Consider the following 25,106-nt stretch of genomic DNA (forward strand, 5'->3'; position numbering starts at 1 on the left):
GGTGGCGAAGGGGGTGAAGAACAGGGTGAAGAAAAACGGTTCTCTACTCCGCAGAGGGTGTCTCCGCGGACCAGTCCACAGCAAGGGCCAATGTAGAGGCGGTGGATCGTTTTGGCCTGCGGTGGATCGTGGTGGCCTGGCCGTTTCCCCTTTGCGGAGGCGTTCCCACCGCTTACGGGGAGGGTTCCCCGGTTACGGCTGCGAGCGGTTACGGCCGCGAGCCCGGGCGGTCCGCGAGCGCGGCCGGGGGCTCGTCGTCCATCTCGAAGGCGAGCGGGAACGGGGCGTGACCGGCGAGCCGGAACCAGCGGACCTTGCGGTGCCTGCGCAGGGCGCGTGCCGCGCGTACGGCGTCGTTGTGGAAGCGGCGGGCCATCGGGACGCGGCGTACGGCCTGGGCCAGCTCCTCCGCCGCGTCCACGCCGCCGGGGGCCTCGCGGACCGCCTCCATCTGGGCCGGCTCGCCGAAGACGGCCCGCAGTGCCTGGCTGAGCTCGCTCTCGGCGACCTCCCGGTGCTCCTCCTCGGCCTGGCGTGCCGCGTGCGCCGCCTCGTACAGCACGATGGAGGCGGCCGGGTCCAGTACGCCGGAGGTGGCCAGTTCCTGGGTGACCGAGGCGCGGCGCAGCAGCTGGGCGTCGAGGGCGGCGCGGGCGGCGTCGATGCGGGCGTGCAGGCGGTCGAGGCGGCCGGCGGTCCAGCTGAGGTAGAGACCGGTCGCTACGAGGGCGACGGCGATCCAGATGAGGGTTACGGTCACGGGCGGCAAGGCTACCGGGCCCCCGCCCCGCCCCTTCCCGCTGTGACATGTGCGGCTCCGCCGCGTGGCCTCCGGGCGGGCGGGGCGAAGGCGTCTCTCCCGGGGCTACGCCCCGGGCCCCGTTCCTTCCCTGCGGACCGTGCCGGGTTGCTCGCGCGGTTCCCCGCGCCCCTGGGCAGTCAGGGGAGCGGGGAACCGCGCGACCAGCCACAGACGGCCGCAGACGAACAACCGGCCCCCACAGCGGGGCGCGCCGCCCCCGGGACGGCGTCAGTCGCGGGCCAGGCCGAATCTCGCGCGGAAGCCGGGGCGTTCGTCCGTCGCCACCGACGCCGCGCCGTCCGTCACCGTCTCGTAGACCGCGAGGATGTCCGCCCCCACCGTCGACCAGTCGAAGCGGCGCACGTGCGTGGAGCCGCGTGCGCTCAGTTCGGCTCGGCGGGCCGGGTCCGAGAGGAGGCGCAGGGCCGCGTCCGCCAGCGCGTCCGCGTCCTCGTTGGCGAAGAGCTCGCCCGCGCTGCCCTGGTCCAGGACCTGCGCGAACGCGTCCAGGTCGCTCGCCAGTACCGCCGCCCCGGCCGACAGCGCCTCGACCAGGATGATGCCGAAGCTCTCGCCGCCGGTGTTGGGCGCCACATACACGTCGACGCTGCTCAGGAAGCGCGCCTTGTCCTCGTCGCTCACCATGCCCAGGAACTCGACGCGCGAGCGCATCTCCTGGGGGAGGGACGCCACCGCCTCCTGCTCGTCGCCCCTGCCCGCGACGAGCAGACGGGTCCCCGGGCGCTCCGCCAGGATCCTGGGCAGTGCCCTCATCAGGACCGGCAGGCCCTTGCGGGGCTCGTCGATGCGCCCTATGAAGCCGAGCGTGTCGCCCTGCCACTCGGGCCGCGGCTCGGCCTTGGCGAAGAAGTCGACGTCGACACCGTTGGGGATCACCACCGCGTCGCCGCCGAGGTGCTCGACCAGCGTGCGCCGCGCGTATTCGCTCACCGCGATCCGTGCGCTGATCTTCTCCAGGGCGGGCTGGAGGATCGGATACGCCGCGATCATCGCGCGCGAGCGGGGGTTGGAGGTGTGGAACGTGGCCACGATGGGCCCCTGCGCCGCCCAGCAGCTCAGCAGGCCGAGCGAGGGCGAGGCCGGCTCGTGGATGTGGATGACGTCGAAGGTGCCCTCGTGCAGCCACCGCCGCACCCGGGCCGCCGACAGGAAGCCGAAGTTCAGCCGCGCCACCGAGCCGTTGTACGGGACGGGGACCGCCCGGCCCGCCGAGACCACGTACGGCGGGAGCGGGGTCTCGTCGTCGGCGGGGGCGAGCACGGAGACCTCGTGGCCGCGCCGGATCAGATGCTCGGCCAGGTCCCTGATGTGGAACTGGACGCCGCCCGGTACGTCCCAGGAGTACGGGCAGACGATGCCGATCCTCACGCCCGGCGCTCCTCAAGGTCGGCGAGCCACAGCCGCTGCAGCATGTGCCAGTCCTCCGGGTGTTCGGCGATTCCGGTGGCGAAGGCGTCGGCCAGCGCCTGGGTCATCACAGAGGTCTTCTCCGCGCGCGTGCCCGTCTCGGGCACGTCGATCGGCGGGTGCACCCTGCCCTGCATGACGGGCGACCCGTCGTACCAGAGCGTCACCGGCAGCAGCAGCGCGCCGGTCTGCTGGGCCAGCAGGGCGGGGCCGGCGGGCATCCGCGCGGTGTCCCCGAAGAACTTCACCTCGACGCCGGAGGCCGACAGATCGCGGTCGGCGACCAGGCAGACCAGACCGCCGTCGCGCAGCCGGCGGGCCAGCGTGCCGAAGGCCGAGCCGCCGGTGTGCGGCAGGACCTCCATGCCCAGGCTCTCGCGGTAGGCGACGAACCGGTCGTACAGCGTCTCGGGCTTGAGCCGCTCGGCGACCGTGGTGAACGGGGTGTCCAGCCTGGTGGTGACCCAGGCGCCCGCCAGGTCGTAGTTGCCCATGTGCGGCAGCGCCAGGACCACGCCCCGGCCGGAGGCGAGGCCGTCGATCAGGTAGTGCACGTCCTGCGGCTCGAAACCGGTCTTCATCCGGTCCTTGCTCCAGGCCGGCAGCCGGAACGACTCCATCCAGTACCGCATGTACGAGCGCATGCCGGCCTTGGACAGCTCGGCCAGCCGCTGCGGGGAGGCGTCGGGCACCACGCGCGCGAGGTTGGACTCCAGGCGCAGCACACTCTTGCCGCGCCGCTTCCACACCGTGTCCGCGATCCGCCGGCCCAGGCCCGTGGCCATCGGCTCGGGGAGCTTCTTGACGGTGGCCCAGCCCAGTCCGTAGAGCGTGTCCGTCAGCCGGTCCCGCATCAGGCGGCCTCACTCGCGGCGGCGGCGTCGGCCTCCGCGGCCTCGCGGCGCACCGTCACCACCCGCTGGATCAGCGTGATGAGGCTGCCCACGGCGACGACCCACAGCGCGATCGGCAGCAGGATCTGGATGCCGGGGACACCGAACTTGTGCAGCCCCGCGAGACCGGCCGCGACCAGGGAGATCACCAGGCGCTCGGCCCGCTCGATCAGTCCGTTGACGGCGACCGGCAGCCCGATCGACTCGCCGCGCGCCTTGGTGTACGAGACGACCTGGCCGCTGGCCAGGCAGAAGATCGCGACCGCGCACAGCACGTTGTCGTCGCCGCTGCCCGCGTACCAGAGGGCGAAGCCGCCGAAGATGGCCCCGTCCGCGACGCGGTCCAGCGTCGAGTCGAGGAACGCTCCCCAGCGGCTGGAGATCCCCGCCTGGCGGGCCATGTTGCCGTCGACCAGGTCGGAGAAGACGAACGAGGTGATGACGATGGTGCCCCAGAAGAACTCCCCGCGGGGGAAGAAGACCAGCGCACCCGCCATCACTCCGGCCGTGCCGAGCAAGGTCACGGCGTCCGGGCTCACCCCCCGGCGGAGCAGAAACGCGGCGAACGGCGTGAGGACACGCGTGAAGAATGCACGCGCGTACTTGTTCAGCATGGCCTTCCCGACGGTCGGTGTGGCCGCGCGGCCCTGCTGGCCACCGGCTGGCCCATCGTAGCCAGGCCCGCGCACCTCCACCGCCGCGCACCCTTGCTGCCCGCGTTCCCGTACGACGTATGGACGCACAGTGACCGGAGTGGAACGCTGGAAAGACCGCGGGCACGCGAAGCCGCCCTCGCCGGGGTCCTCCCCGGCCGGGGCCGGGGGAGGATTCCGCGCGGCCGCGCCCTTTCACCACCTCACCGTGCAAGAAACGGAAGCCATACGGGAGGAACGGCATGGGCGACAAGGCGAGTGCACATCCCGGAGCCGCCGGCAGGGCAGCTACGGCCGACCACCCCTCATCCGTACGGAATGTGGTGCTGGTCGGCCACAGCGGATCCGGGAAGACGACATTGGTGGAAGCGCTCGCGCTGACGGCGGGAGCCGTCAACCGCGCGGGCCGGGTCGAGGACGGCGGGACCGTCTCCGACTACGACGAGATCGAACACCGGCAGCAGCGCTCGGTGCAGCTGTCGCTGGTCCCCGTGGAGTGGGCCGGCTGCAAGATCAATATTCTGGACACCCCCGGATACGCCGACTTCGTCGGGGAACTCAGGGCCGGTCTGCGAGCGGCGGACGCGGCCCTTTTCGTCGTCTCGGCCTCGGACGGCGTGGACGGGGCGACCCGGATGGTGTGGGACGAGTGCGCGGCCGTGGGCATGCCCCGGGCCATCGTGGTCACCCATCTGGAGGCGGCCCGCGCCGACTTCGCCGAGATGACCCGGGTCTGCGCCGAGGCGTTCGGCGGCGACGACCCCGACGCCGTACTGCCGCTCTACCTGCCGCTGCACGGAGCCGAGGGACCGGACGGGCACGCGCCCGTCACCGGCCTGATCGGGCTGCTGTCGCAGCGCGTCTTCGACTACGCCTCCGGCGAGCGCAAGGAAGCCGAACCCGGACCCGAGCAGCTCCCGCTCGTCGAGGAGGCCCGCAACCGGCTGATCGAGGGGATCATCGCCGAGAGCGAGGACGAGACCCTCATGGACCGCTATCTCGGCGGCAAGGAAATCGACCTGAAAACGCTCGTCGACGACCTGGAGAGGGCGGTCGCCCGCGGCACCTTCCACCCGGTGCTCGCGGCGGCGCCGGCGGCCGAGGGCGCCCGCCAGGGCATCGGCACCGTCGAGCTCCTGGAACTGGTCACGGGCGGCTTCCCGACCCCTCTGGAGCGCACCGCGCCCGACGTGACGACCCCGCAGGGCGCCGCGCGCCCCACCCCGGTCTGCGCCCCCGAGGGCCCGCTGGTCGCCGAAGTGATCAAGACCTCGTCCGACCCCTATGTGGGCCGCGTCAGCCTGGTCCGCGTCTTCTCCGGCACCCTGCACCCCGACGAGACCGTCCATGTCTCCGGGCACGGTCTGACCGACCGGGGCCACCAGGACCATGCCCTCCACGAGGCGGACGAGCGGATCGGCGCGCTCTCCTCGCCCTTCGGCAAACAGCAGCGCACCCTGAGCTCCTGCATCGCGGGCGACATCGCCTGCGTGGCCAAACTGACCCGCGCCGAGACCGGGGACACCCTCTCCGGCAAGGACGACCCGCTGCTCATGGCGCCCTGGGCCATGCCCGACCCGCTGCTCCCCCTCGCGATCCAGGCCCACAGCAAGGCCGACGAGGACAAGCTCTCGCAGGGGCTCTCCCGGCTCGTCGCCGAGGACCCCACCATGCGCCTGGAGCAGAACCCGCACACCCACCAGCTGGTCCTGTGGTGCCTGGGAGAGGCCCACAAGGACGTGGCCCTGGAGCGGCTGCACAGCCGTTACGGCGTCCAGGTCGACGTCGTCCCGCACAAGGTGTCCCTGCGCGAGACCTTCGGCGACACCGCCACCGGGCGCGGCCGCCACGTCAAGCAGTCCGGCGGCCACGGGCAGTACGCGATCTGCGAGATCGAGGTGGCGCCGCTGCCGCCCGGGTCCGGCATCGAGTTCGTCGACAAGGTGGTGGGCGGCGCCGTCCCGCGCCAGTTCATCCCCTCCGTCGAGAAGGGCGTACGCGCCCAGGCCGCCAAGGGCGTCGCCGCGGGCTACCCCCTCGTCGACGTACGGATCACGCTCCTGGACGGCAAGGCCCACTCGGTGGACTCCTCCGACGCCGCCTTCCAGACGGCCGGGGCGCTGGCGCTGCGGGAGGCCGCCGCCGACACCCGCATCCACCTCCTGGAACCCGTCGCCGAGCTCCAGGTACTGGTCCCCGACGACTATGTGGGCCCGGTCATGAGCGATCTGTCCGGCCGCCGGGGCCGTGTCGTCGGCACCGAGCAGGCGGGCCCCGGGCGGACCCTCGTACGGGCCGAGGTGCCCGAGATCGAGATCGGGCGGTACGCGGTGGACCTGCGCTCCGTCTCGCACGGCACCGGCCGGTTCGACCGCAGCTACGCCCGGCACGAGCCGATGCCGCCGCAACTGGCCGAGAAGCTCCGGGAATCACTGGAAAAGACCGCTTAGGTACGGTAATTGACGGATCGTCGGAAACGTCGCCCGCCCAACCTCCTTGCGGCGGGCGGCATTCCGATGTCCCGTGTCGCGCGGGCACCGACCCCGATACGCTGTGTCCCTGCTCAGCAGGTGTGCGGGGAACGGCAGTCGGGAAGAGGCCGCAGAGCGACAGTGTGCGGCGATGGGGGCGGCAGTGGCGGACGAACCATTCGACTTCTCACCCGGGGCCCAGGTCCCGCTCCAGGGCTCGGCGGGCCAGACCGCCGCGACCCAGGCACTGGCCTCGGCCGCGTACCGGGACAGCCCGGTCGCCGACATACTCAAGGCCAACAACGAGTGGCACGAGTCGGCCGTCACCAAACCCCGGCTCTCCCTCTTCGAACCCAACCTCGGCGAGGCCTTCTCCCGCGCCGTGCAGTCCCGCATGCTCGGCGCCACCCGCAAGGCGCTCATCCAGTCCTTCGGCACCGAACCGCAGACCGTCGTCGAGCACTGCCTCGCCGCGATCCGCATCCGCAAGGAGCGCGACACCCGGCTCACCCTGGTCACCGGCGTCTTCGGCGTGCTCTTCCTGCCCGGGCTGCTGCTCTGGCTCGGCCTCTTCCAGCTGCGCCGCACCCTCGCCGGCGCCAAGGACCGCCGCGTCGGGGCCCTCGGCAACCTGCTGCTCGTCGCCTTCGCCGTGCTCGCCGTGATCGCCCTGGTCAAACTGCCCTTCGGCGGCTTCCTCGCGGTCTATCTGCGCGCCATGCTGGTGATGCCCGTCCTCGGCTGGTTCTGGGCCAAGCAGATCTGCGAATCCACCGCCAAGGACCTGAGGGTCCGCTGGAGCGGCCTGCTCGCGGGCGGCGGAGTCGGCGCCAAGATCCCCGAGGCCGTACCGAAGAACCCGCACGAGACGGCCGCCGAGCAGCTGCGCCAGAACCTCGCCAAGCTCACCGCCGAGCAGCACAGCAACGCCGTCTTCTACGCCGGCCCCAAGGGCATACTCGGCATGGGCACCCGCTGGGGCAGCTGGCAGCTCGCCGAGGAGCTCGTCCCCAAGGACCCCGGCAAGGAGATCCACGGCTTCCGCAGCTGGGACGTCATAAGGTCCATCCAGGACCGCCTCCAGCTGCTCGAACGCGGCCCGCTGCACACCGGGGGCTTCCCCAAGCCCTCGGTCACCAACTGGGTCGTCTCCCCCGTCGGCGAGAACGCCAAGGAAGTCGGCCGGCCCACCGGCCAGGACGTCGACAACTTCCAGGTGCGCCAGCACGAGGTCCAGCGGATCTGCAACGAGCAGCAGTTCTCCAGCGGCAACCGCCACTATCTGGGCGTGCAGTTCACCCTCTGGGACGGCCAGCTGGTGATCACCATGATGATCACCGTGACCGTGCTCCACGAGACCCTGCGCATCGAGGTCACCGGACACGCGCTGGGCCCGGTGCACGCCCTGTTCACCACCAAGCCGAGCCCCAAGACCAAGTCGGTCGACAAGACCTTCAAGTTCTGGGAGAAGAAGGAGATACAGCTTCCGCTGGTCGAGCCGCGCGAGGTCGTCCGCCTGGCCGCCCGCGCCCCGCTCACCTGGTACCCGCCGCTCCTCGACCACCTCGGCGGAAAGCTGGTGCTGCCCGAGCCGTTCGGCCTGCGGCACGCCTGGGCCGACAAGCCCTGGCGGCACCGCTTCATGGCCGACGACGCGATGCGCGCGGCCACGCCGGTGCTGCGGGTGGTGCACGCCGCCGCGATGAAGGTGCTGGACGAGCACGGCGTGGACACCGAGCGCTTCACCAACCGCTCGATGATCCTGAGCGGCATGGTGCAGGACCCGGCGCCGCGCAGGGCGGACTCGTACGACGCGTGAGGGGTGCCCGTCCGGCGTCTAGCCCCGCGGCCAGGCGTCGGCGAGCATCTTGCGGGTGTCGCCCAGGAGTTGGGGCAGGATCTTGGTGTGGCCGACGACCGGCATGAAGTTGGTGTCGCCGCCCCAGCGCGGCACGATGTGCTGGTGCAGATGGGCGGCGATACCGGCGCCGGCGACGGTGCCCTGGTTCATGCCGATGTTGAAGCCGTGCGCCCCGGAGGCCGTGCGCAGGGCCGTCATGGCCTGCTTGGTGAGCTCCGCGAGCTCCAGGGTCTCGGCGGCGTCCAGGTCCGTGTAGTCGGCCACGTGCCGGTAGGGCACGACCATCAGGTGACCGCCGTTGTACGGGTAGAGGTTGAGCACCGCGTACACATGCTCGCCACGGGCCACGATCAGCCCGTCCTCGTCGGATTTGGCCGGGATGGAGCAGAAGGGACAGCCGTCGCCCGCACCCGGGCCGGTCGGCTTGTTCTCGCCCTGGATGTAGGCCATCCGGTGGGGCGTCCACAGGCGCTGGAAGGCGTCCTGGACACCCACCCCGATCTGCTGTTCCGGCTCACTCGTCATGCTGTGCAGCATATGACTTCACGTGCGGGGACGAGGAGCGGCCCCCGGGGAGCAGGGCTTCCCGGGGGCCGCGTCGAGCTGGTGGGGCGCGTCAGACCTGCGCCCGCTCCTCGACGACCTTGAGCAGCTTGGCGATCGCCTCGTCGACCGGGACGCCGTTCTCCTGCGAACCGTCGCGGTAGCGGAACGAGACCGCGCCGGCGGCCATGTCCTCATCACCCGCGATGATCATGAACGGAACCTTGGCCTTCTGCTGGTTCCTGATCTTCTTCTGCATCCGGTCCGAGGAGGCGTCCACCTCGACCCGCAGGCCCTTCTTGCGGGCGTCGGCGGCGAACTTCTGCAGGTACTCGACGTGCGCGTCGCCGATCGGGATGCCGACCGCCTGGACCGGGGCCAGCCACGGCGGCATGGCGCCCGCGTAGTGCTCAAGGAGCACCGCGAAGAAGCGCTCGATGGAGCCGAACAGCGCACGGTGGATCATGACCGGGCGCTGCTTGGAGCCGTCCGGGCCGGTGTACTCCAGGTCGAAGCGCTCCGGCAGGTTGAAGTCGAGCTGCACGGTGGACATCTGCCAGGTACGGCCGATGGCGTCCTTGCACTGCACCGAGATCTTCGGGCCGTAGAACGCGGCGCCGCCCGGGTCCGGGACCAGCGGGAGGCCCTGCTTCTCGGCCACCTGCCGCAGGGTCTCGGTGGCCTCCTCCCAGACCTCGTCCGAGCCGACGAACTTCTCCGGGTCCTTGGTGGACAGCTCCAGGTAGAAGTCGGTCAGACCGTAGTCGCGCAGCAGGTTCAGGACGAAGGTGAGGGTGCGGTCCAGCTCCTCCGCCATCTGCTCCCTGGTGCAGTAGATGTGCGCGTCGTCCTGGGTGAAGCCGCGGGCACGGGTCAGACCGTGCACGACGCCGGACTTCTCGTACCGGTACACGGTGCCGAACTCGAACAGGCGCAGCGGCAGCTCACGGTAGGACCGGCCCCGCGCGTCGAAGATCAGGTTGTGCATCGGGCAGTTCATGGGCTTGAGGTAGTAGTCCACGCCCTCGTCGAGCTGCATGGGCGGGTACATGCCGTCGGCGTACCAGTCCAGGTGGCCCGACTGCTCGAAGAGCTTCCCCTTCGTCGCGTGCGGGGTGTAGACGAACTCGTAGCCCTCTTCCTCGTGGCGGCGCCGCGAGTAGTCCTCCATGACCCGGCGGATGATGCCGCCCTTGGGGTGGAAGACGGCGAGGCCGGAGCCGATCTGCTCCGGGATGGAGAACAGGTCGAGCTCGGCGCCGAGCTTGCGGTGGTCGCGCTTCTCGGCCTCGGCCAGGAAGTCGAGGTGCGCCTTCAGCTCGTCCTTCGACGGCCACGCGGTGCCGTAGATGCGCTGGAGCATCGGGTTCTTCTCGCTGCCCCGCCAGTAGGCGGCCGCGTTCCGCATCAGCTTGAACGCCGGGATGTTGCGGGTGGTCGGCAGGTGCGGACCGCGGCAGAGGTCCTTCCAGCACAGGTCACCGGTCTTGGCGTCCAGGTTGTCGTAGATGGTCAGCTCGCCGCCGCCGACCTCGACGTCCGCGCCGTCGTCGGACGAGGCGGAGCCCTCGTCCAGGTTGTCGTAGATGGTCAGCTCGCCGCCGCCGACCTCGACGTCCGCGCCGTCGTCGGACGAGGCGGAGCCCTTGATGCCGATGAGCTCCAGCTTGTACGGCTCGTTCGCGAGCTCCTCGCGGGCCGCCTCGTCGGTGACGACACGGCGCGAGAAGCGCTGGCCGCGCTTCTGGATCTCCTGCATCTTCTTCTCGATGGCCTTGAGGTCCTCCGGGGTGAAGGGCCTCTCGACGTCGAAGTCGTAGTAGAAGCCGTCCCGGACCGGCGGGCCGATGCCCAGCTTGGCCTCGGGGAAGAGCTCCTGCACGGCTTGGGCCATCACATGCGCGGTGGAGTGGCGCAGGATGTTGAGGCCGTCCTCGGAGGAGATCTCGACCGGCTCGACCTCCTCGCCGTCCTTCACCTCGTACGCGAGGTCCTTCAGCTCGCCGGCCACGCGGGCCGCGACGATGGTGCGCTCACCGGCGAAGATCTCGGCAGCCGTAGTGCCCGTCGTCACCACGCGCTCTTCCCGCTCGGAATCGCGTTGGATGATCACACGGACGTCTGACACCGGTCTCTCCTGACTGAAGGGGTACGCACGCTCGTATCCGCGTACGCGGAAGAATCCTACCGAGCCGGTGGGGTCCCCCGCGAAACGGTTTGCGCACCCCCGCGCCCCGGCCCGCGCCCGTAGTACCCGGCCCGGCCGCGCACGGCGAGCGCGCCCGCCAGGAGCATGCGGTGGGCGGCGCCGCGCAGCCGCTCCTGCTCGGTCCAGACGGTGGCGCCGGAGGGGCCCGGCGGGGTGTCGCGCCACCAGCGGACCTCGTCACTGGGCACGGCGAGCGAGACCAGCACCTCGCGCGCGGAGGGGACCGCCGAGCGGGCCAGCGCGGTGAGCGCCTCGCCGATCAGATCCTCGCTGTCGGGGTACGCGCGGCTCTCGGGCACCAGCAGGCTGGTGCCGGAGCCGCCGCCCCCGGGCGGGGTCCAGCGCGCGTACCGCCCGGCGCCGCCGCCGCGCCGCTGCCAGCCGTGCCGGTGCAGCAGCACGCCGAGCACGGCCGGGTCCACCTGGGCCGGAACCGGCTCCACCGCCTCCGGACCGCCGAACTCCCCGCTCGACAGACGCATCAGGGCCTCCCTCCCACCCCGACCCGGGTCATGATCTCGCAGAGCGCGCGATCGTCGAAGATCCGCGAGGTCGGTATCCGCACTGTGGTCCTGCGCCGTCCGGTCACCGCGTGGCCGGCCAGATTGGTCCAGTAGCAGCAGTGCCGCAGCGCGAGCCGGTCGTGGCCCGCGCGCAGCCACTCGTCCCGGCTTCTGGGGACGAGCATCACGACCAGGATCTTGTGCACCGAGACGGGTGTACGGGCCAGCTTCACCAGGTGCTCGTTGTCGAGGGTGAAGGAGAAGGCCCCGCCCGGCGGGTGCGGCGGGATCTGGTACGTGCACTTGAGCTGCACCTTGATCGTGACTTCGTCGTCGACGGTGTGGCCGGGGGCGCTGTGGCTCACGTGCCAGTCGATGCCGTTGTCCGGAAAGGGTTGTGAGAGCGAGCAGCCGGCGGCGGCCGCCACGGCGTGGAGATAGCCCACCTGGAGGGTCTCCATGCAGGCGGTGGTGGCGAGTGAGCCGCGCAGCGGGGCGATCAGCTCGGGCAGGAGCCCGCTCGGCTCGGGCTGCGCGATCGCCATGGCCGTCGTACGCCTTCCGTCAACTTGCGGGCCCTTCACCTGTGTTGTTGCCGGAGGGCGTACGCCGCAAACGGCCCGGGTATCACCGAATCGGGCAGGGGACGCACGCCATCTGCCAAGGGCGCAAAGGGAGTTGAACCATGACGTGCTGGTATGAAGGCCCCCTGGCCGCTTTCGACACCGAGACGACGGGTGTGGACGTCGAGCGGGACCGACTGGTCTCGGCCGCCCTGGTGGTGCAGGACGGGCCGGGCGCGCGGCCCCGGGCGACCCGCTGGCTGGTGAACCCGGGCATACCCGTGCCGCCCGGCGCGACGGCCGTGCACGGGCTCACCGACGAGCACCTCCAGCTGAACGGGCGGTGGCCCGCGCCGGTGATGGAGGAGGTGGCCAGGGCGCTGGCCGAGGAGTGCGCGGCGGGGCGGCCGCTGGTGGTGATGAACGCGCCGTTCGACCTGACGCTGCTCGACCGGGAGTTGAAGCGGCACCGCGCCTCGTCGCTGGCGCGCTATCTGGACGGGGCGCCGCTGCGGGTGCTGGATCCGCGGGTCCTGGACAAGCATCTGGACCGCTACCGCAAGGGCCGCCGCACACTGACCGATCTGTGCGCGCACTACGGGGTCGCGCTGGACAGCGCGCACGACGCGGCGGCGGACGCGCTGGCCGCGCTGGAGGTCGTACGGGCGGTGGGGCGCCGGTTCGCGGCACGCCTGGAGCGGCTGACCCCGGCGGAGATCCACACCCTGCAGACCGGCTGGCACGCGGCCCAGGCGCGTGGCCTGCAGGCGTGGTTCACGCGCAACGGGACGCCGGAGGCGGTGGATCCGGCGTGGCCGGTGCGGCCCGAGCTGCCGGCCGCCGCCTGACCGGTGGACCGGCCGGAACATGCGGAAGGCCGGTCCGTCGATGACGGACCGGCCTTCTCCCGGTGGGCGATACTGGGTTCGAACCAGTGACCTCTTCGGTGTGAACGAAGCGCTCTCCCACTGAGCTAATCGCCCGGGAACGGACTGAACCATACAGGCCCGGACGGCCTGGGTTCAAACTCCGTTCAGGACGGCCGTCAGCCCCCGCCGTCCGGCGCGCATCATCAGGGCGTGGTTGGCGAGGAAGACGGGCCGCCCGGGGACGGCGAGCCGCCGCATCAGCGGCTTGCGCACCTCGACCTCCTGCTCGTACACCGCGCGCGTACCGCCGTCGCAGGCGCTCAGCGTCCAGCGGGCCCAGCCGTCCAGGTCGCCGCTCATGGCCACTTCCAGGACCCCGGCCGCCTCGTCGCGGCGCCGCTCGCGGGCGGTGACGACCAGGTCGTACGGCAGGAGGGAGCGGAACCTGGCGATGCCGGCGCCGTCGTCGACGGCGGTCACCTCGCGGATCTGCGGCCACCAGCGCGGGTACTCCTCGGCGCGCTCCAGGACGGCGTAGACGGCGCCGGGCGGGGCGGGCAGGTGCCAGACGCTGCGGAAGGTGTAGTGGCTCCAGTGCGCGGTCGTGCGCTTCATGGCTCAAGTCTGCGCCGGGGAACGGGAAGTGCACCGGGGCGGGGCACGGGTTCCTGGAACGCCGAAGGCCCGGAGATCCTCGCGGATCTCCGGGCCTTCGGTCCGGGTGGGCGATACTGGGTTCGAACCAGTGACCTCTTCGGTGTGAACGAAGCGCTCTCCCACTGAGCTAATCGCCCGGGAACGGACTGAACCATACAGGCCCGGACGGCCTGGGTTCAAACTCCGTTCAGGACGGCCGTCAGCCCCCGCCGTCCGGCGCGCATCATCAGGGCGTGGTTGGCGAGGAAGACGGGCCGCCCGGGGACGGCGAGCCGCCGCATCAGCGGCTTGCGCACCTCGACCTCCTGCTCGTACACCGCGCGCGTACCGCCGTCGCAGGCGCTCAGCGTCCAGCGGGCCCAGCCGTCCAGGTCGCCGCTCATGGCCACTTCCAGGACCCCGGCCGCCTCGTCGCGGCGCCGCTCGCGGGCGGTGACGACCAGGTCGTACGGCAGGAGGGAGCGGAACCTGGCGATGCCGGCGCCGTCGTCGACGGCGGTCACCTCGCGGATCTGCGGCCACCAGCGCGGGTACTCCTCGGCGCGCTCCAGGACGGCGTAGACGGCGCCGGGCGGGGCGGGCAGGTGCCAGACGCTGCGGAAGGTGTAGTGGCTCCAGTGCGCGGTCGTGCGCTTCATGGCTCAAGTCTGCGCCGGGGAACGGGAAGTGCACCGGGGCGGGGCACGGGTTCCTGGAACGCCGAAGGCCCGGAGATCCTCGCGGATCTCCGGGCCTTCGGTCCGGGTGGGCGATACTGGGTTCGAACCAGTGACCTCTTCGGTGTGAACGAAGCGCTCTCCCACTGAGCTAATCGCCCGGGCGCACCGCAAACATTACCGCATGTCAGCGGGGCGTTTGACCATGGTGGCGGGTCCCGCCCGTCAGTCGTTGATCTTCCACGGCATGACGAGGCCGAACTTCCAGAGGTAGATCCCGGCGAGCGTCGCCATGATCACCAGGGCGACCGCCGTCAGGATGATGTTCCGCCGCCGCACCTTGGGGTCGAGGGCCCGCTGGGCGGCCTCGGTCACCTTGCGCCGGGTCCAGCGCAGCACCAGCTGGGCCCAGACGAACTCGGTCGCCCAGATCGCCATGCCACCGAAGATCACCAGCCAGCCGGGCCCCGGCAGCGGAAGCATGATGATGCCCGCGACCACCACCGCGAGACCCACGATGAAGACGCCGACCTGCCAGCTCAGATGGAGCGGCCTGGACGCCTTGATGAAGGCGGGCGCCCGCGATCCAAGGACCGCCTCGGGCGCTCCGGCCTGCTCGTCACTCCCCGTATTCATGCCGTCCAACCTACCCGACCGGGCACCCTCACCAGAATGGCCGCATAACCCAAAGTAATACTCCGCCGTACGAGCTACCTGAACACCCGCAAAACGGCCAGAGGGGTTTACAACGGCACCGTAGGTGGCATGTCGATTTCGCCGACGTGCGAATCCCCGAGCGCACACTGAGCGAAAGGCCCTGGCGCTTATGAACACCACGGTCAGCTGCGAGCTGCACCTGCGCCTCGTTGTGTCGAGCGAGTCCTCACTGCCTGTACCCGCGGGCCTGCGGTATGACACGGCCGATCCCTACGCCGTGCACGCCACCTTCCACACCGGAGCCGAGGAGACCGTCGAGTGGGTGTTCGCCCGCGACCTTCTCGCCGAGGGCCTGCACCGGCCCACCGGTACCGGCGACGTCAGAGTCTGGCCGTCGCGCAGCCATGGCCAGGGCGTCGTCTGCATCGCCCTCAGCTCCCCGGAAGGAGAGGCCCTGCTCGAAGCCCCGGCGCGGGCTCTGGAGTCGTTCCTCAAGCGGACCGACGCCGCGGTGCCACCGGGCACCGAACACCGTCACTTCGATCTGGACACGGAGCTCTCGCACATCCTGGCGGAGAACTGAGCCAGACCGAGAGCCGCACGGCGCCGTCCGACTCGGGGAGACGGCGCCGCGCGGCCGCCCGCATAGGCACGCCCACCGCATAGGCACCCCACCGGCGCCCGTCCCGCGACCACTCCCGAGCCGCTAGAGTCACCGGGCATCGGCGGGCACCGGCCCGCAGCAGGCCAGGGAGCGAATCGTGCTGATCCCTCACGACACCCGGATCGCCCTCGACATGGTGGTCGATCTGGTGAACACCGCACCGGAGGGCGAGGAGCCCGACCGGCTCGCCGACGTCGAGGCGCTGCACGGCTTCGCCCAGGACCACTCCATCAGCGGCGTGGAGACCCTCACCGGGCGCGACCTCTCCGGCGTACGGACCGTACGGGACCGTTTCTCGGCCGTTTTCGAGGCGCCGGACGCCCGGGCGGCGGCCGGTCTCGTCAACGAGATCGTGGCGGAGGCGGGCACCACACCCCAGCTCACCGACCACGACGGCTACGACTGGCACGTGCACTACTTCGCGCCGGGCGCCTCGATCGCGGACCACCTGGCCGCCGACGGCGGGATGGCGCTCGCGTTCATCGTGGTGGCGGGCGAGCAGGAGCGGCTGTGCCGGTGCGAGGCGCCGGACTGCGGGCGGGCCTTCGTGGACCTCTCGCGCAACCGCTCGCGCCGCTACTGCGACAGCCGCACCTGCGGGAACCGGCTGCACGTGGCCGCCTACCGGGCCCGCCGCAAGGAAGCCCCCGGCTCCGCCCCCGTCGTCCTCGACGTGTGGTGCGAGCTCCAGTGCCCCGACTGCCACGCCGCCCTCGACGACGTCCGCGCCCTGCGGGAGCAGTACGGCGACCGGCTCGACATCCGGCTGCGGCACTTCCCGCTGGAGAAGCACAAGCACGCCTACGCCGCCGCCCAGGCCGCCGAGGAGGCGTTCGAGCAGGGCCGCGGCTGGCCGTACGTGGAGGCGGTGCTCGCCCGCACCGGCGAGCTGGGCGAGCGCGGAGAGCGCGTACTGCTCGACACCGCGCGGGAACTCGGCCTGGACGCCGAGGAGTTCGACACCGCCCTCATCGACGGCCGGCATCTGCTGATCGTCGACGCCGACCAGGCCGAGGGCAAGGCGATCGGCGTCACCGGCACCCCCACATACGTCATCGACGGCGAGCGTCTGGACGGCGGCAAGAGCCAGGACGGGCTGCGCGCCCGCATCCAGGAGATCGCGGACCGGCTGCTGGGCGCCTGAGCCCCTACAGGAGAGCCTTGGCCCGGTTGTACTCCGTCGGCTCGTACCCCAGCGACTCGTACAGCCGCACGGCCGGGGTGTTGTCGGCGAAGACGTGCAGGGCCAGCTCGGACATCCCCTCGGCCAGCGCCGCCCGCTCGGCGAGGAGCATCAGGGAGCGGCCGTGGCCCCGGCCCCGGTACTCCTCGGCGACCGCCACGTCGTAGACATAGGCGGCGGGCCCGGTGTCCAGCTGCCGCCGGGCCACCCAGACGTGCCCGACCACCGCGTCACCGCTGACCAGCACCTCCAGATGGACGCCGGGCGTGGCCAGGCCGTCGGGCAGCTGGTCGCGGTGGTCGGCCTCGGACTTGGCGCGGGCCTGGTCGGCCGGGACGCCCCGGGCGATCCAGCTGCGGGCGTAGTTCTCCTGCTCGTCGTGGTGCCAGACGGTGAACTCGGCCTCGGTCATCGCCCGCCCGGTGACCGAGGCGGGCAGCGCGGGCGGCTCGGCGGGCAGCCGCTTGACCATGTTGCGGCTGCGTTCGGTGTAGCCGAGCGCGTCGGCCAGCCGCAGGGCGGCCGAGGCGGCCGCGGGCACCGCCGCGCGCACCTGGGTGCAGCCCCAGCCCCGCAGCACCTCCTCGGCGGCGAGCGCGGCGACCGTCCCCCGGCCGCGTCCCCGGTCGGGCCCGTCGATGTGCAGCCCGCTGATCACCCCCATGGCGCGGCCGAACGCCGGGTCGGTGGCGACGGTGATCGTGCCGACGCGTCTGCTGTTCACACAGACGTCGTACGTACGGGAGGCGGCGCCGTCGGCGCCCTGCTGAAGCGGCCCGGTCGGCCGAATGGTCGTGGTCATCAAGGCCGTTGTACCTGCCGGGCCGCCGTCCGTCACCGGATTTGTCGGGACGGGCCGCCTCTTCCCAGGTCCTACGGGTCGAGGTCGGACGCGGCCCGCTCGTCGAAGACGCGCATCGCCTTGACGGTGGCCGGGCCCGGCGTGCCGGTCAGCTCCCGGCCGTCCACCCGGTGCACCGCCTGGACGTCCCTGAGGGTCGAGGTCAGGAAGACCTCCTCGGCCCTGCCCAGTACGTCCAGGGGCAGCTCGGTCTCCTGGGCGCCGGTCCACTCCACGACCAGCTCACGGGTGATCCCGGCGAGGCAGCCGGAGGCGAGCGGCGGGGTGTGCAGCTGTCCGTCGACGACGACGAAGACATTGGAGCCGGTGCCCTCGCAGAGCGCGCCGACGGTGTTGCCGAAGAGCGCCTCGGTGGCCCCCTGCCCGTGGGCGCGGGCCAGCGCGACGACGTTCTCGGCGTACGAGGTGGTCTTGAGCCCGGCGACGGCGCTGCGCTCGTTGCGGGTCCAGGGGACGGTGATCACGGCGGTGGTGTCGGGGCGCCGGGCGCTCTCGCCGAGGGCCACCACCAGCGTGGGGCCCGCGTCGCCGCGGTCGGAGCCGAGCGGGGAGAGGCCGCCGGTGTAGGTGATGCGCAGCCGGCCGAGCGCGACCGGGTTGGCGTCGAGCACGGCGGCGCAGGCGCGGCGGACCTCGTCGAGATCGGGGTCGGGCAGCCCGAGGCCGCGGGCCGAGCGGGTCATCCGGGCGAGATGGCGGGTGAGCGCGAACGTCGTCCCCTTCTCCGCCTTCACCGTCTCGAAGATGCCGTCGCCCACGGTCATCCCGTGGTCGAGGACGGACACCTGTGCGGCGTCGGCGTCCCGCAGTCCGCCGTTCACCCAGATCTGCATCTACGCGGTCCTTCCACTCTGCGTGTACGCGCCCGACGCTACCGCGAGGAGCCGTGCCGCCTTCAGCTCGGTCTCGGCCCACTCCCGCTCGGGGTCCGAGCCCCAGGTGATGCCCGCGCCGGTGCCGAAGCGCAGCACGCCACGGGGGCGGTCGATCCAGAAGGTGCGTATGCCGACGGCGAGCTCGCCGCGGCCCCGGTCGGCGTCGACCCAGCCGATGCCGCCGCAGTAGGGGCCGCGCGGGGCGGTCTCCAGCGCCTCGATGATCCGCAGCGCGCTGGACTTGGGCGCCCCGGTGACCGAGCCGGGCGGGAAGGAGGCGTCGAGGAGCTCCTTCCAGCCCGCTCCCTCGCGCAGTTCCCCGCGGACGGTCGAGACGAGGTGGACCAGGCCCGGGTGCGGCTCGACCGCGCAGAGCTCGGGCACGGTGACCGAGCCGGTGGCGCAGACCCGGCCCAGGTCGTTGCGGACCAGGTCGACGATCATCACGTTCTCGGCGTGGTCCTTCTCCAGGAGGTCCTCGGCCGTGCGGCCGGTCCCCTTGATGGGCCCGGACTCGACGACCCGTCCCGTACGCCGCAGGAAGAGCTCGGGCGAGGCGGTGGCGATCTCCACGCCGTGCGCGGGCAGGCGGATCGTTCCTGCATAGGGGGCGGGGTTGCCCCGGGCGAGCAGGGCGGTGAGCGCGTCGACGTCGGCGGCGGCCGGGTCGGGCAGCGGCGCGGTCAGGACGCGGCAGAGGTTCGCCTGGTAGACCTCGCCGGCCGCGATGTGCTCGCGGATCCTGCGGACGCCCGCGGTGTACGCGGCGCGGTCGAGGGAGGACGTCCAGTCACCGGCGGCGGGCCCGCGCCAGGCGCCCGGGACGGGCGCGGGGACGGGGTCGGCCCGTACGTCCGCGAAGCGGGCACAGACGAGACGGCCCTCGAAGTCGGCGGCGACCGCCCAGAAGCCGGCGGAGTCCAGCGCCTCCGGGTCGGCCGTCACATCGCGGAGATCTCGGGCGAGGAGCCCGCCGAAACGGGCCAGAGGAGCGAGGTCATGCACGGTTGTGAGTCTAGGGGGGCCGCCGCGCCGCCGCCCCGGACCGGGCGCGGACCAGGGACGACGCGGGGTCCGGGGCGGGCCCGGCGGCGGGCGCGGGCCGGGCACACCGCAGCACGCTGCACAAACGCGTTTTTGTACTGGCCCAGGAATCCGCTAGAGTTCAACACGTCGCCGGGACGCGCAAGCGAAACGGAAACGACAAGCGGACGTGGCTCAGTTGGTAGAGCATCACCTTGCCAAGGTGAGGGTCGCGAGTTCGAATCTCGTCGTCCGCTCGATGTGGGGGATCTTCCCGAACCCCTGCTCGCACTCCTGGTGGAGTGGCCGAGAGGCGAGGCAACGGCCTGCAAAGCCGTCTACACGGGTTCAAATCCCGTCTCCACCTCCAAGGACGATTAGCTCAGCGGGAGAGCGCTTCCCTGACACGGAAGAGGTCACTGGTTCAATCCCAGTATCGTCCACTTGGATCTTCTCGAAGATCCGTACCCGCGCGATTAGCTCAGCGGGAGAGCGCTTCCCTGACACGGAAGAGGTCACTGGTTCAATCCCAGTATCGCGCACGCAGTACCACCCGGTCCGGAACCGTCCTGTAGGGTTCTGACCGACCCCGCGCGATTAGCTCAGCGGGAGAGCGCTTCCCTGACACGGAAGAGGTCACTGGTTCAATCCCAGTATCGCGCACTTGGATCTTCTCGAAGATCCGTACCCGCGCGATTAGCTCAGCGGGAGAGCGCTTCCCTGACACGGAAGAGGTCACTGGTTCAATCCCAGTATCGCGCACAGCCCGAAGCCCCCGGCCTTCTCGAAGGCCGGGGGCTTCGTCGTGCTCAGGACGAGAAGAGCATGTGGCCGAAGCCCTTGTGGCGCTTGTGGCCGTAGTGACCGCCGTGGCCGCCGTGGTGCTGCGGGGCGCCCCAGGCCGGAGCGTGCGAGGCCTGGCCCGGGTAGGGCTGCGGGGCCTGGGGCGCCGCGGGGTAGGCCTGCGGGGCGGGCGGCGCCGGCGGGGCCTGCTGCCCCCACTGCGCCTCCAGCCGGGTCAGCGACTCCAGCTCCCCGTAGTCGAGGAAGATCCCCCGGCAGCCGCTGCACTGCTCGATCTGGACACCGTTGCGGTTGTACGTGTGCATCGGTGCGTGGCACTTGGGACACTGCATGACCGGCTCAACTCCTCGCCGTTTCTACGATGGGCAATCGGCACCCTACGACGGCCTCCGTCACGGGAACTCGGGCGGGAGTGCTGCGATTCGGGTACAGCTCTCGATCATGACCAGCTCCGCCTCGTCCGGCGCCCGGCGCTCACGCGCGCACTTGGCGAGGGCCAGCGCCGCCGTCTGTACGGTCAGGGCGCGGGCGGGAACGTCGAGTTGGGGCCAGGGATCGCCGTCCGGGGGGACCGCGGGACCGCCCGCCTCCCGGTACGCGGCGAGGAAGCGGGCCCAGTCCTCGGGGTCGAGCAGTCCGGCCGCGTACCAGGCGGCGGGGCGCGCCAAGTCCCAGGCGGGGTCGCCCAGTCCCAGGTCGTCCACGTCGATGAGCAGCCAGTCGCCGGTGGCGGCCGGGTGGCGGACGAGCTGACCGAGGTGGAAGTCGCCGTGGCAGAGCCGGGCGGGGCCGGGGTGCGGGGCTTCGGCGCGGGCCCATGCCGGGAGTTGGCCCCAGGACCGCAGCACCGAGTGCTGCGCCCGCCGCTTGACCTCAACATTAGGGAAACGGCGGACGCCGGGCGTCATGCCCTCGTACCGATTGCCGGGCCTCCCAGGGGATGAGTGGGTCCCCACTCTCCTACTCCCCTGGGTGGAGACGGGGTCCTAGGACTTGGGGTCTTCCCGGAGGGGACGGGTCTCCGCCTCCGACGCGTCCTCCCGGGGGACCGGCTGCTCGACCAGGGCCAGGACCCGGTTCGCCATGAAGCGCGCGGTGCGCACAACTGTCCCGCTACGGGTGACTTCGCTCACTTCCACCACCCCTCTGCGGACCGCCGTCTCCACCCTGCGACCCGCCCGGCTTGCCACCACTTCGTACGTCCGTGTCGTGTCACCCGCGTCCACGACTATCTCCACGCGGTCACCCTTCACTGATCCAATCCCCCTTCTGCGACGGATCGTTGAGATCACGCTCGCGCCAGCGCCCCGCGCACGGCGGCTTGCTGACCACTCTTCAAGTTTCCCACCGGGCACTGACAATCGATCGGTGCGCGAGGGCGCGGCCTATGAGCACACCGGCCCGGGGGTACGTAAGCTGTGCCACGTCAACAGGACCGGGCAGCGGGGATGAACATGGCGATGATGCGGCTCCGGCGCGAGGACCCGCGTGTCGTCGGCTCGTTCCGGCTCCACCGGCGCCTCGGCGCGGGTGGCATGGGTGTCGTCTACCTCGGCTCCGACCGGCGCGGCCAGCGGGTCGCGCTGAAGGTGATCCGTCCCGACCTCGCCGAGGACCAGGAGTTCCGCTCGCGCTTCGCCCGCGAGGTCTCGGCGGCCCGGCGCATCCGCGGCGGCTGCACGGCCCGCCTCGTCGCGGCCGATCTGGAGGCCGACCGCCCCTGGTTCGCGACGCAGTACGTGCCGGGCCCCTCGCTCCACGACAAGGTCGCCGAGGAGGGCCCGCTGGCCGCGGCCGAGGTCGCCGCGATCGGCGCCGCGCTCTCCGAGGGCCTGGTGGCGGTGCACGAGGCCGGTGTGGTGCACCGCGATCTCAAGCCGTCGAACATCCTGCTCTCCCCCAAGGGCCCCCGGATCATCGACTTCGGTATCGCCTGGGCGACCGGCGCCTCCACGCTGACCCATGTCGGCACGGCGGTGGGCTCGCCCGGCTTCCTCGCGCCCGAGCAGGTGCGCGGCGCGGCGGTCACGCCCGCCACGGACGTCTTCTCACTGGGTGCGACGCTGGCGTACGCGGCGATGGGCGACTCGCCCTTCGGGCACGGCAGTTCGGAGGTCATGCTCTACCGGGTGGTGCACGAGGAGCCCCAGCTGCACGGGGTGCCGGACGCGCTGGCGCCGCTGGTGCGGGCCTGTCTGGCCAAGGACCCCGAGGAGCGCCCGAGCACGCTCCAGCTCTCGATGCGCCTCAAGGAGATCGCGGCGCGGGAGGCACAGGGCGGCGGTCTGGACGCGCGCCCGCCCGCCCAGCGCGACCGCTCCGAGGCGGACCGCCCCACCGGGCGGCTGCCCGAGCGCACCGAGCGGTACGAGCACGACGAGCGCACCCAGCGCTACACGGAGAGCGGCCGGGGCACCGGCGCGGGCCAGCGGACGGGGGCGCCGCGCACCGGCGGCTCACGTCCGCCCGCGCCCCGCAACGGCACGCGCTCGGCCGGCCGTACGAACGGCACCAACGGGACCAACGGCCGCCCCGGCACGCGCCCGGGCGCCCGCACCGGCACGGGCCGGCTGCGCCCGGCCAACCCGCGGCTGCTGCGCCAGCGTCTGATCGTGTTCTTCGTGGTGACGCTGATCGTGGCGCTCGGGATCGCGGCGGCGCAGCAGCTGTAACGGGCCCCGCACGGCGGGTGTCAGGCCGGGCGGCCCGTCGCCACCGCGTAGAAGGCGACGGCGGCGGCCGCGCCCACGTTGAGCGAGTCGACGCCGTGGGCCATCGGGATGCGCACCCACTCGTCGGCCGCGACCAGGGCCTGGGTGGAGAGCCCGTCGCCCTCGGCGCCGAGCATCAGGGCCACCTTGTCGAGCCGGTGGGGCGCCACCTCGTTGATGGCGGAGGCCTTCTCGTCCGGGGTGAGGGCGAGCAGCCGGAAACCCGCCTCGCGCACGGTCGCCAGGCTCTTGGGCCAGGCCTCCAGGCGCGCGTACGGGACGGAGAAGACCGCACCCATGGAAACCTTCACCGAGCGGCGGTAGAGCGGGTCGGCGCAGTCCGGCGAGAGCAGCACGGCGTCCATGCCGAGGGCGGCCGCGCTGCGGAAGATCGCGCCGATGTTGGTGTGGTCGTTGACGGCTTCCATCACCGCGACGCGGCGGGTGCTCGCCAGGATCTCCTCGGCCGTCGGCAGCGGCTTGCGCTGCATCGAGGCGAGGGCGCCGCGGTGCACGTGGTAGCCGGTGACGCGCTCGGCGAGGTCCGGGCTGACCGCGTACACCGGCGCCGGGAGCTCGTCGATGACATCGCGCATGACGTCGACCCACTTGGCGGAGAGCAGCATGGACCGCATCTCGTAACCGGCGTCCTTGGCCCGTCTGATGACCTTCTCGCCCTCGGCGATGAACAGGCCCTCGGCGGGCTCGCGCTTGCGGCGCAGTTCGACGTCGGTCAGACCCGTGTAGTCGCGCAGGCGCGGGTCGTCGGGGTCGTCGATGGTGATGAGATCAGCCACAGGGTGATACTGCCTTGTCCTGGGTGTGGTGCCAACGGCCCGGACCGAGATCCGTTACCGCGGGTTACGTAGTCGGGAGCGCGGGACCCACGGCGACCACGTCACCGATCACGATGACGGCCGGCGGCCGTACGTCCTGCGTGGTCACAGTCTCCCCCACCGTGGCGAGGGTCGCGTCGACCCGGCGCTGGGCGGCGGTGGTGCCCTCCTGGACGAGGGCCACGGGGGTGTCGGGGTTCTTGCCGTGGGCGATCAGCGTCCGGGCGATCGCGCCGATCTTGTCGACGCCCATCAGGATCACCAGCGTCCCGGTCAGCCGGGCGAGCGCCTCCCAGTCGACCAGCGAGCGCTCGTCGTCGGGGGCCACATGGCCGCTGACCACGGTGAACTCATGGGCCACACCCCGGTGGGTGACCGGGATCCCGGCCGCGCCCGGCACCGAGATCGAGCTGGAGATGCCGGGGACGACCGTGCAGGGGATGCCCGCCTCGGCGAGCGCGTGGAGCTCCTCCATACCGCGGCCGAAGACGTACGGGTCGCCGCCCTTGAGCCGGACGACGGCCTTGCCCGCCTTGGCGTGCTCGATCAGCGCGTTGTTGATGGCCTCCTGGGCCATGAACCGGCCGTACGGGATCTTCGCGGCGTCGATCACCTCGACGTGCGGCGGGAGCTCGTCCAGCAGGTCGCGCGGGCCGAGCCGGTCGGCGATGACCACATCGGCCTCGGCGAGCAGCCGGCGGCCGCGCACGGTGATCAGGTCCGGGTCGCCGGGGCCGCCGCCGACCAGGGCGACGCCGGGGGTACGGGTGCGGTGGTGCGGGGCGACCAGGGTGCCGTCGCGCAGCCCCTCCACCACCGCGTCGCGGATGGCGGCGGTGCGGCGGGGGTCGGGGGCGCCGCCGGTGAGCACGGCGACGGTGACGCCCTCGGTACGGCCGGTCGCCGGGGTCCAGGCGGTGGCCTGGGAGGCGTCGTCGGAGCGCACGCACCAGACCCGGTGCCGCTCGGCCTCGGCGGAGGCGAGCCGGTTGGCCTCGGCGTCGCTGCCGGCGATCAGCGCGTACCAGGCGTCGGCGAGGTCGCCCTCCTGGTACGGGCGGCGGTGCCAGGTGATCTCGCCGGTGTCCGCCATGGCCTCCACGGAGGGGGTGGCGCTCGGGGAGACCAGGACGATGTCGGCACCGGCCGCGATCAGGGCCGGGAGGCGGCGCTGGGCCACCTGGCCGCCGCCGATGACGACTACGCGGCGGCCGGTGAGGCGCAGGCCTACGGGGTACGCGGGGTGTTCTGCCATGGCGGGTGGCTCCTGGTGCGGCGTCGGCGGGCGTCGTCGGAGGACGGGGCGTCGCCCCGGACCCCATTGTCTGCGGACCGTCGCCCGGCGCGCCCCCCGTTCCGTACTGCGGAACGGGCGGGCACACC

General features: G+C 71.9%; 23 protein-coding genes, 9 tRNA genes and 3 pseudogenes. 13 read left to right on the forward strand and 22 right to left on the reverse strand.

The features are described 5' to 3' along the window. Positions 1-208 precede the first annotated feature (208 nt). From A8W25_RS04105 to pgsA, 4 genes are all read right to left on the reverse strand, one after another. Entirely contained in the window at positions 209-760 is a 552-nt protein-coding gene (locus tag A8W25_RS04105) for a hypothetical protein (protein WP_067155862.1), read from the reverse strand. A 270-nt stretch (positions 761-1,030) separates the two neighbouring features. Beyond that, positions 1,031-2,191: a glycosyltransferase family 4 protein gene (locus A8W25_RS04110; protein WP_067155865.1), complete on the reverse strand. Its 1,161-nt coding sequence runs from the start codon at positions 2,189-2,191 to the stop codon at positions 1,031-1,033. After that, positions 2,188-3,084, reverse strand: a complete 897-nt coding sequence (locus A8W25_RS04115; RefSeq protein WP_067155868.1) for a phosphatidylinositol mannoside acyltransferase — start codon at positions 3,082-3,084, stop codon at positions 2,188-2,190. The genes A8W25_RS04110 and A8W25_RS04115 overlap by 4 nt, the downstream gene beginning before the upstream one ends. Next, complete coding sequence (pgsA, locus tag A8W25_RS04120) at positions 3,084-3,737, reverse strand: phosphatidylinositol phosphate synthase (RefSeq protein WP_067155871.1); 654 nt, start codon at positions 3,735-3,737, stop codon at positions 3,084-3,086. The genes A8W25_RS04115 and pgsA overlap by 1 nt, the downstream gene beginning before the upstream one ends. 281 nt (positions 3,738-4,018) lie before the next feature. On the opposite strand from pgsA, the gene A8W25_RS04125 reads away from it, so the two are divergent. Continuing rightward, positions 4,019-6,226, forward strand: a complete 2,208-nt coding sequence (locus A8W25_RS04125; protein WP_067155874.1) for an elongation factor G-like protein EF-G2 — start codon at positions 4,019-4,021, stop codon at positions 6,224-6,226. A 184-nt stretch (positions 6,227-6,410) separates the two neighbouring features. Then, complete coding sequence (locus A8W25_RS04130) at positions 6,411-8,066, forward strand: hypothetical protein (protein WP_107470614.1); 1,656 nt, start codon at positions 6,411-6,413, stop codon at positions 8,064-8,066. Positions 8,067-8,084: 18 nt separating this feature from the next. Here the strand turns inward: A8W25_RS04130 and A8W25_RS04135 are convergent, their stop codons facing one another. From A8W25_RS04135 to A8W25_RS04150, 4 genes and pseudogenes are all read right to left on the reverse strand, one after another. Continuing rightward, entirely contained in the window at positions 8,085-8,645 is a 561-nt protein-coding gene (locus A8W25_RS04135; RefSeq protein WP_067155880.1) for an HIT family protein, read from the reverse strand. A 79-nt stretch (positions 8,646-8,724) separates the two neighbouring features. Then, positions 8,725-10,779, reverse strand: a complete 2,055-nt coding sequence (gene thrS / locus A8W25_RS04140) for a threonine--tRNA ligase (RefSeq protein WP_067155883.1) — start codon at positions 10,777-10,779, stop codon at positions 8,725-8,727. Between the two features lie 92 nt (positions 10,780-10,871). Then, a pseudogene (locus A8W25_RS04145) lies at positions 10,872-11,342 on the reverse strand (hypothetical protein); the annotation flags it as partial. Beyond that, complete coding sequence (locus A8W25_RS04150) at positions 11,342-11,908, reverse strand: DUF4365 domain-containing protein (protein ID WP_067155886.1); 567 nt, start codon at positions 11,906-11,908, stop codon at positions 11,342-11,344. The gene A8W25_RS04150 and the pseudogene A8W25_RS04145, both read right to left, overlap by 1 nt. 140 nt (positions 11,909-12,048) lie before the next feature. Between A8W25_RS04150 and A8W25_RS04155 the strand changes: the two genes are divergently transcribed. Continuing rightward, positions 12,049-12,774: a 3'-5' exonuclease gene (locus A8W25_RS04155; protein WP_067155889.1), complete on the forward strand. Its 726-nt coding sequence runs from the start codon at positions 12,049-12,051 to the stop codon at positions 12,772-12,774. 63 nt (positions 12,775-12,837) lie between these two features. Here A8W25_RS04155 and A8W25_RS04160 read toward each other — a convergent pair. The 6 genes from A8W25_RS04160 to A8W25_RS04185 all read right to left on the reverse strand — a co-directional run bounded on the left by A8W25_RS04160 (position 12,838) and on the right by A8W25_RS04185 (position 14,744). Then, positions 12,838-12,909 (reverse strand) — tRNA-Val (locus A8W25_RS04160). 39 nt (positions 12,910-12,948) lie between these two features. Next, a complete protein-coding gene (locus tag A8W25_RS04165; RefSeq protein WP_067155891.1) occupies positions 12,949-13,410 on the reverse strand; it encodes an SRPBCC family protein in 462 nt (153 codons plus the stop codon). A 107-nt stretch (positions 13,411-13,517) separates the two neighbouring features. Then, positions 13,518-13,589, reverse strand: a tRNA-Val gene (locus tag A8W25_RS04170). Between the two features lie 39 nt (positions 13,590-13,628). Beyond that, complete coding sequence (locus tag A8W25_RS04175) at positions 13,629-14,090, reverse strand: SRPBCC family protein (RefSeq protein ID WP_067155891.1); 462 nt, start codon at positions 14,088-14,090, stop codon at positions 13,629-13,631. Between the two features lie 107 nt (positions 14,091-14,197). Next, positions 14,198-14,269: transfer RNA gene (locus tag A8W25_RS04180), tRNA-Val, on the reverse strand. Between the two features lie 64 nt (positions 14,270-14,333). Continuing rightward, the gene (locus A8W25_RS04185) at positions 14,334-14,744 is read right to left on the reverse strand and encodes a TIGR02611 family protein (RefSeq protein WP_067155894.1); all 411 of its coding nucleotides are present in this window, start codon (positions 14,742-14,744) and stop codon (positions 14,334-14,336) included. A gap of 190 nt (positions 14,745-14,934) precedes the next feature. Here A8W25_RS04185 and A8W25_RS04190 point away from each other — a divergent pair, with 190 nt between their 5' ends. The 3 genes and pseudogenes from A8W25_RS04190 to A8W25_RS34695 all read left to right on the forward strand — a co-directional run bounded on the left by A8W25_RS04190 (position 14,935) and on the right by A8W25_RS34695 (position 16,573). Further along, positions 14,935-15,348: an SsgA family sporulation/cell division regulator gene (locus A8W25_RS04190; protein ID WP_003987206.1), complete on the forward strand. Its 414-nt coding sequence runs from the start codon at positions 14,935-14,937 to the stop codon at positions 15,346-15,348. Between the two features lie 178 nt (positions 15,349-15,526). Beyond that, positions 15,527-16,081 (forward strand): annotated as a pseudogene (locus tag A8W25_RS33240) (CGNR zinc finger domain-containing protein); the annotation flags it as partial. Positions 16,082-16,102: 21 nt separating this feature from the next. Next, positions 16,103-16,573 (forward strand): DsbA family protein, encoded by a 471-nt coding sequence (locus A8W25_RS34695; RefSeq protein ID WP_234386242.1) that lies wholly within the window; start codon positions 16,103-16,105, stop codon positions 16,571-16,573. 4 nt (positions 16,574-16,577) lie between these two features. On the opposite strand, the gene A8W25_RS04200 is transcribed toward A8W25_RS34695, so the two are convergent. The 3 genes from A8W25_RS04200 to A8W25_RS04210 form a co-directional block, all read right to left on the reverse strand. Beyond that, the gene (locus A8W25_RS04200; protein ID WP_067155897.1) at positions 16,578-17,414 is read right to left on the reverse strand and encodes a GNAT family N-acetyltransferase; all 837 of its coding nucleotides are present in this window, start codon (positions 17,412-17,414) and stop codon (positions 16,578-16,580) included. Between the two features lie 71 nt (positions 17,415-17,485). Continuing rightward, a complete protein-coding gene (locus tag A8W25_RS04205; RefSeq protein WP_067155900.1) occupies positions 17,486-18,307 on the reverse strand; it encodes an aminotransferase class IV in 822 nt (273 codons plus the stop codon). Next, on the reverse strand, positions 18,308-19,354 hold the full coding sequence (locus A8W25_RS04210) for a chorismate-binding protein (RefSeq protein ID WP_067155903.1): 1,047 nt from the start codon (positions 19,352-19,354) through the stop codon (positions 18,308-18,310). A gap of 202 nt (positions 19,355-19,556) precedes the next feature. Between A8W25_RS04210 and A8W25_RS04215 the strand changes: the two genes are divergently transcribed. From A8W25_RS04215 to A8W25_RS04240, 6 genes are all read left to right on the forward strand, one after another. Next, positions 19,557-19,629: transfer RNA gene (locus A8W25_RS04215), tRNA-Gly, on the forward strand. A gap of 39 nt (positions 19,630-19,668) precedes the next feature. Beyond that, positions 19,669-19,742, forward strand: a tRNA-Cys gene (locus A8W25_RS04220). A 1-nt stretch (position 19,743) separates the two neighbouring features. After that, positions 19,744-19,815 (forward strand) — tRNA-Val (locus tag A8W25_RS04225). A 27-nt stretch (positions 19,816-19,842) separates the two neighbouring features. Continuing rightward, positions 19,843-19,914 (forward strand) — tRNA-Val (locus A8W25_RS04230). A 49-nt stretch (positions 19,915-19,963) separates the two neighbouring features. Beyond that, positions 19,964-20,035: transfer RNA gene (locus tag A8W25_RS04235), tRNA-Val, on the forward strand. A 27-nt stretch (positions 20,036-20,062) separates the two neighbouring features. Further along, positions 20,063-20,134 (forward strand) — tRNA-Val (locus A8W25_RS04240). Between the two features lie 47 nt (positions 20,135-20,181). Here A8W25_RS04240 and A8W25_RS04245 read toward each other — a convergent pair. From A8W25_RS04245 to A8W25_RS04255, 3 genes and pseudogenes are all read right to left on the reverse strand, one after another. Further along, complete coding sequence (locus tag A8W25_RS04245) at positions 20,182-20,508, reverse strand: zf-TFIIB domain-containing protein (protein WP_067155906.1); 327 nt, start codon at positions 20,506-20,508, stop codon at positions 20,182-20,184. 60 nt (positions 20,509-20,568) lie between these two features. After that, positions 20,569-21,024: pseudogene (locus A8W25_RS04250) on the reverse strand (phosphotransferase family protein); the annotation flags it as partial. A gap of 138 nt (positions 21,025-21,162) precedes the next feature. Further along, the gene (locus A8W25_RS04255) at positions 21,163-21,429 is read right to left on the reverse strand and encodes a hypothetical protein (RefSeq protein ID WP_067155909.1); all 267 of its coding nucleotides are present in this window, start codon (positions 21,427-21,429) and stop codon (positions 21,163-21,165) included. A gap of 201 nt (positions 21,430-21,630) precedes the next feature. Here A8W25_RS04255 and A8W25_RS04260 point away from each other — a divergent pair, with 201 nt between their 5' ends. Then, the gene (locus A8W25_RS04260; RefSeq protein ID WP_079125825.1) at positions 21,631-22,848 is read left to right on the forward strand and encodes a serine/threonine-protein kinase; all 1,218 of its coding nucleotides are present in this window, start codon (positions 21,631-21,633) and stop codon (positions 22,846-22,848) included. Between the two features lie 20 nt (positions 22,849-22,868). Here the strand turns inward: A8W25_RS04260 and A8W25_RS04265 are convergent, their stop codons facing one another. Both A8W25_RS04265 and cobA read right to left on the reverse strand, forming a co-directional pair. Then, complete coding sequence (locus A8W25_RS04265; RefSeq protein WP_067155912.1) at positions 22,869-23,684, reverse strand: TrmH family RNA methyltransferase; 816 nt, start codon at positions 23,682-23,684, stop codon at positions 22,869-22,871. 64 nt (positions 23,685-23,748) lie between these two features. Continuing rightward, a complete protein-coding gene (gene cobA / locus A8W25_RS04270) occupies positions 23,749-24,978 on the reverse strand; it encodes a uroporphyrinogen-III C-methyltransferase (protein WP_067155916.1) in 1,230 nt (409 codons plus the stop codon). Positions 24,979-25,106: the final 128 nt, after the last annotated feature.

It is taken from the genome of Streptomyces sp. ERV7, from assembly GCF_001653515.1.
Lineage (GTDB): Bacteria > Actinomycetota > Actinomycetes > Streptomycetales > Streptomycetaceae > Streptomyces.

Coding starts and splice junctions, on each gene's coding strand:
- A8W25_RS04115 (WP_067155868.1), bottom strand. CDS start 3,084: ATGCGGGACCGGCTGACGGACACGCTCTACGGACTGGGCTGGGCCACC.
- pgsA (WP_067155871.1), bottom strand. CDS start 3,737: ATGCTGAACAAGTACGCGCGTGCATTCTTCACGCGTGTCCTCACGCCG.
- A8W25_RS04125 (WP_067155874.1), top strand. CDS start 4,019: ATGGGCGACAAGGCGAGTGCACATCCCGGAGCCGCCGGCAGGGCAGCT.
- A8W25_RS04135 (WP_067155880.1), bottom strand. CDS start 8,645: ATGCTGCACAGCATGACGAGTGAGCCGGAACAGCAGATCGGGGTGGGT.
- A8W25_RS04150 (WP_067155886.1), bottom strand. CDS start 11,908: ATGGCGATCGCGCAGCCCGAGCCGAGCGGGCTCCTGCCCGAGCTGATC.
- A8W25_RS04155 (WP_067155889.1), top strand. CDS start 12,049: ATGACGTGCTGGTATGAAGGCCCCCTGGCCGCTTTCGACACCGAGACG.
- A8W25_RS04165 (WP_067155891.1), bottom strand. CDS start 13,410: ATGAAGCGCACGACCGCGCACTGGAGCCACTACACCTTCCGCAGCGTC.
- A8W25_RS04175 (WP_067155891.1), bottom strand. CDS start 14,090: ATGAAGCGCACGACCGCGCACTGGAGCCACTACACCTTCCGCAGCGTC.
- A8W25_RS04185 (WP_067155894.1), bottom strand. CDS start 14,744: ATGAATACGGGGAGTGACGAGCAGGCCGGAGCGCCCGAGGCGGTCCTT.
- A8W25_RS04190 (WP_003987206.1), top strand. CDS start 14,935: ATGAACACCACGGTCAGCTGCGAGCTGCACCTGCGCCTCGTTGTGTCG.
- A8W25_RS04200 (WP_067155897.1), bottom strand. CDS start 17,414: ATGACCACGACCATTCGGCCGACCGGGCCGCTTCAGCAGGGCGCCGAC.
- A8W25_RS04205 (WP_067155900.1), bottom strand. CDS start 18,307: ATGCAGATCTGGGTGAACGGCGGACTGCGGGACGCCGACGCCGCACAG.
- A8W25_RS04245 (WP_067155906.1), bottom strand. CDS start 20,508: ATGCAGTGTCCCAAGTGCCACGCACCGATGCACACGTACAACCGCAAC.
- A8W25_RS04260 (WP_079125825.1), top strand. CDS start 21,631: ATGGCGATGATGCGGCTCCGGCGCGAGGACCCGCGTGTCGTCGGCTCG.
- cobA (WP_067155916.1), bottom strand. CDS start 24,978: ATGGCAGAACACCCCGCGTACCCCGTAGGCCTGCGCCTCACCGGCCGC.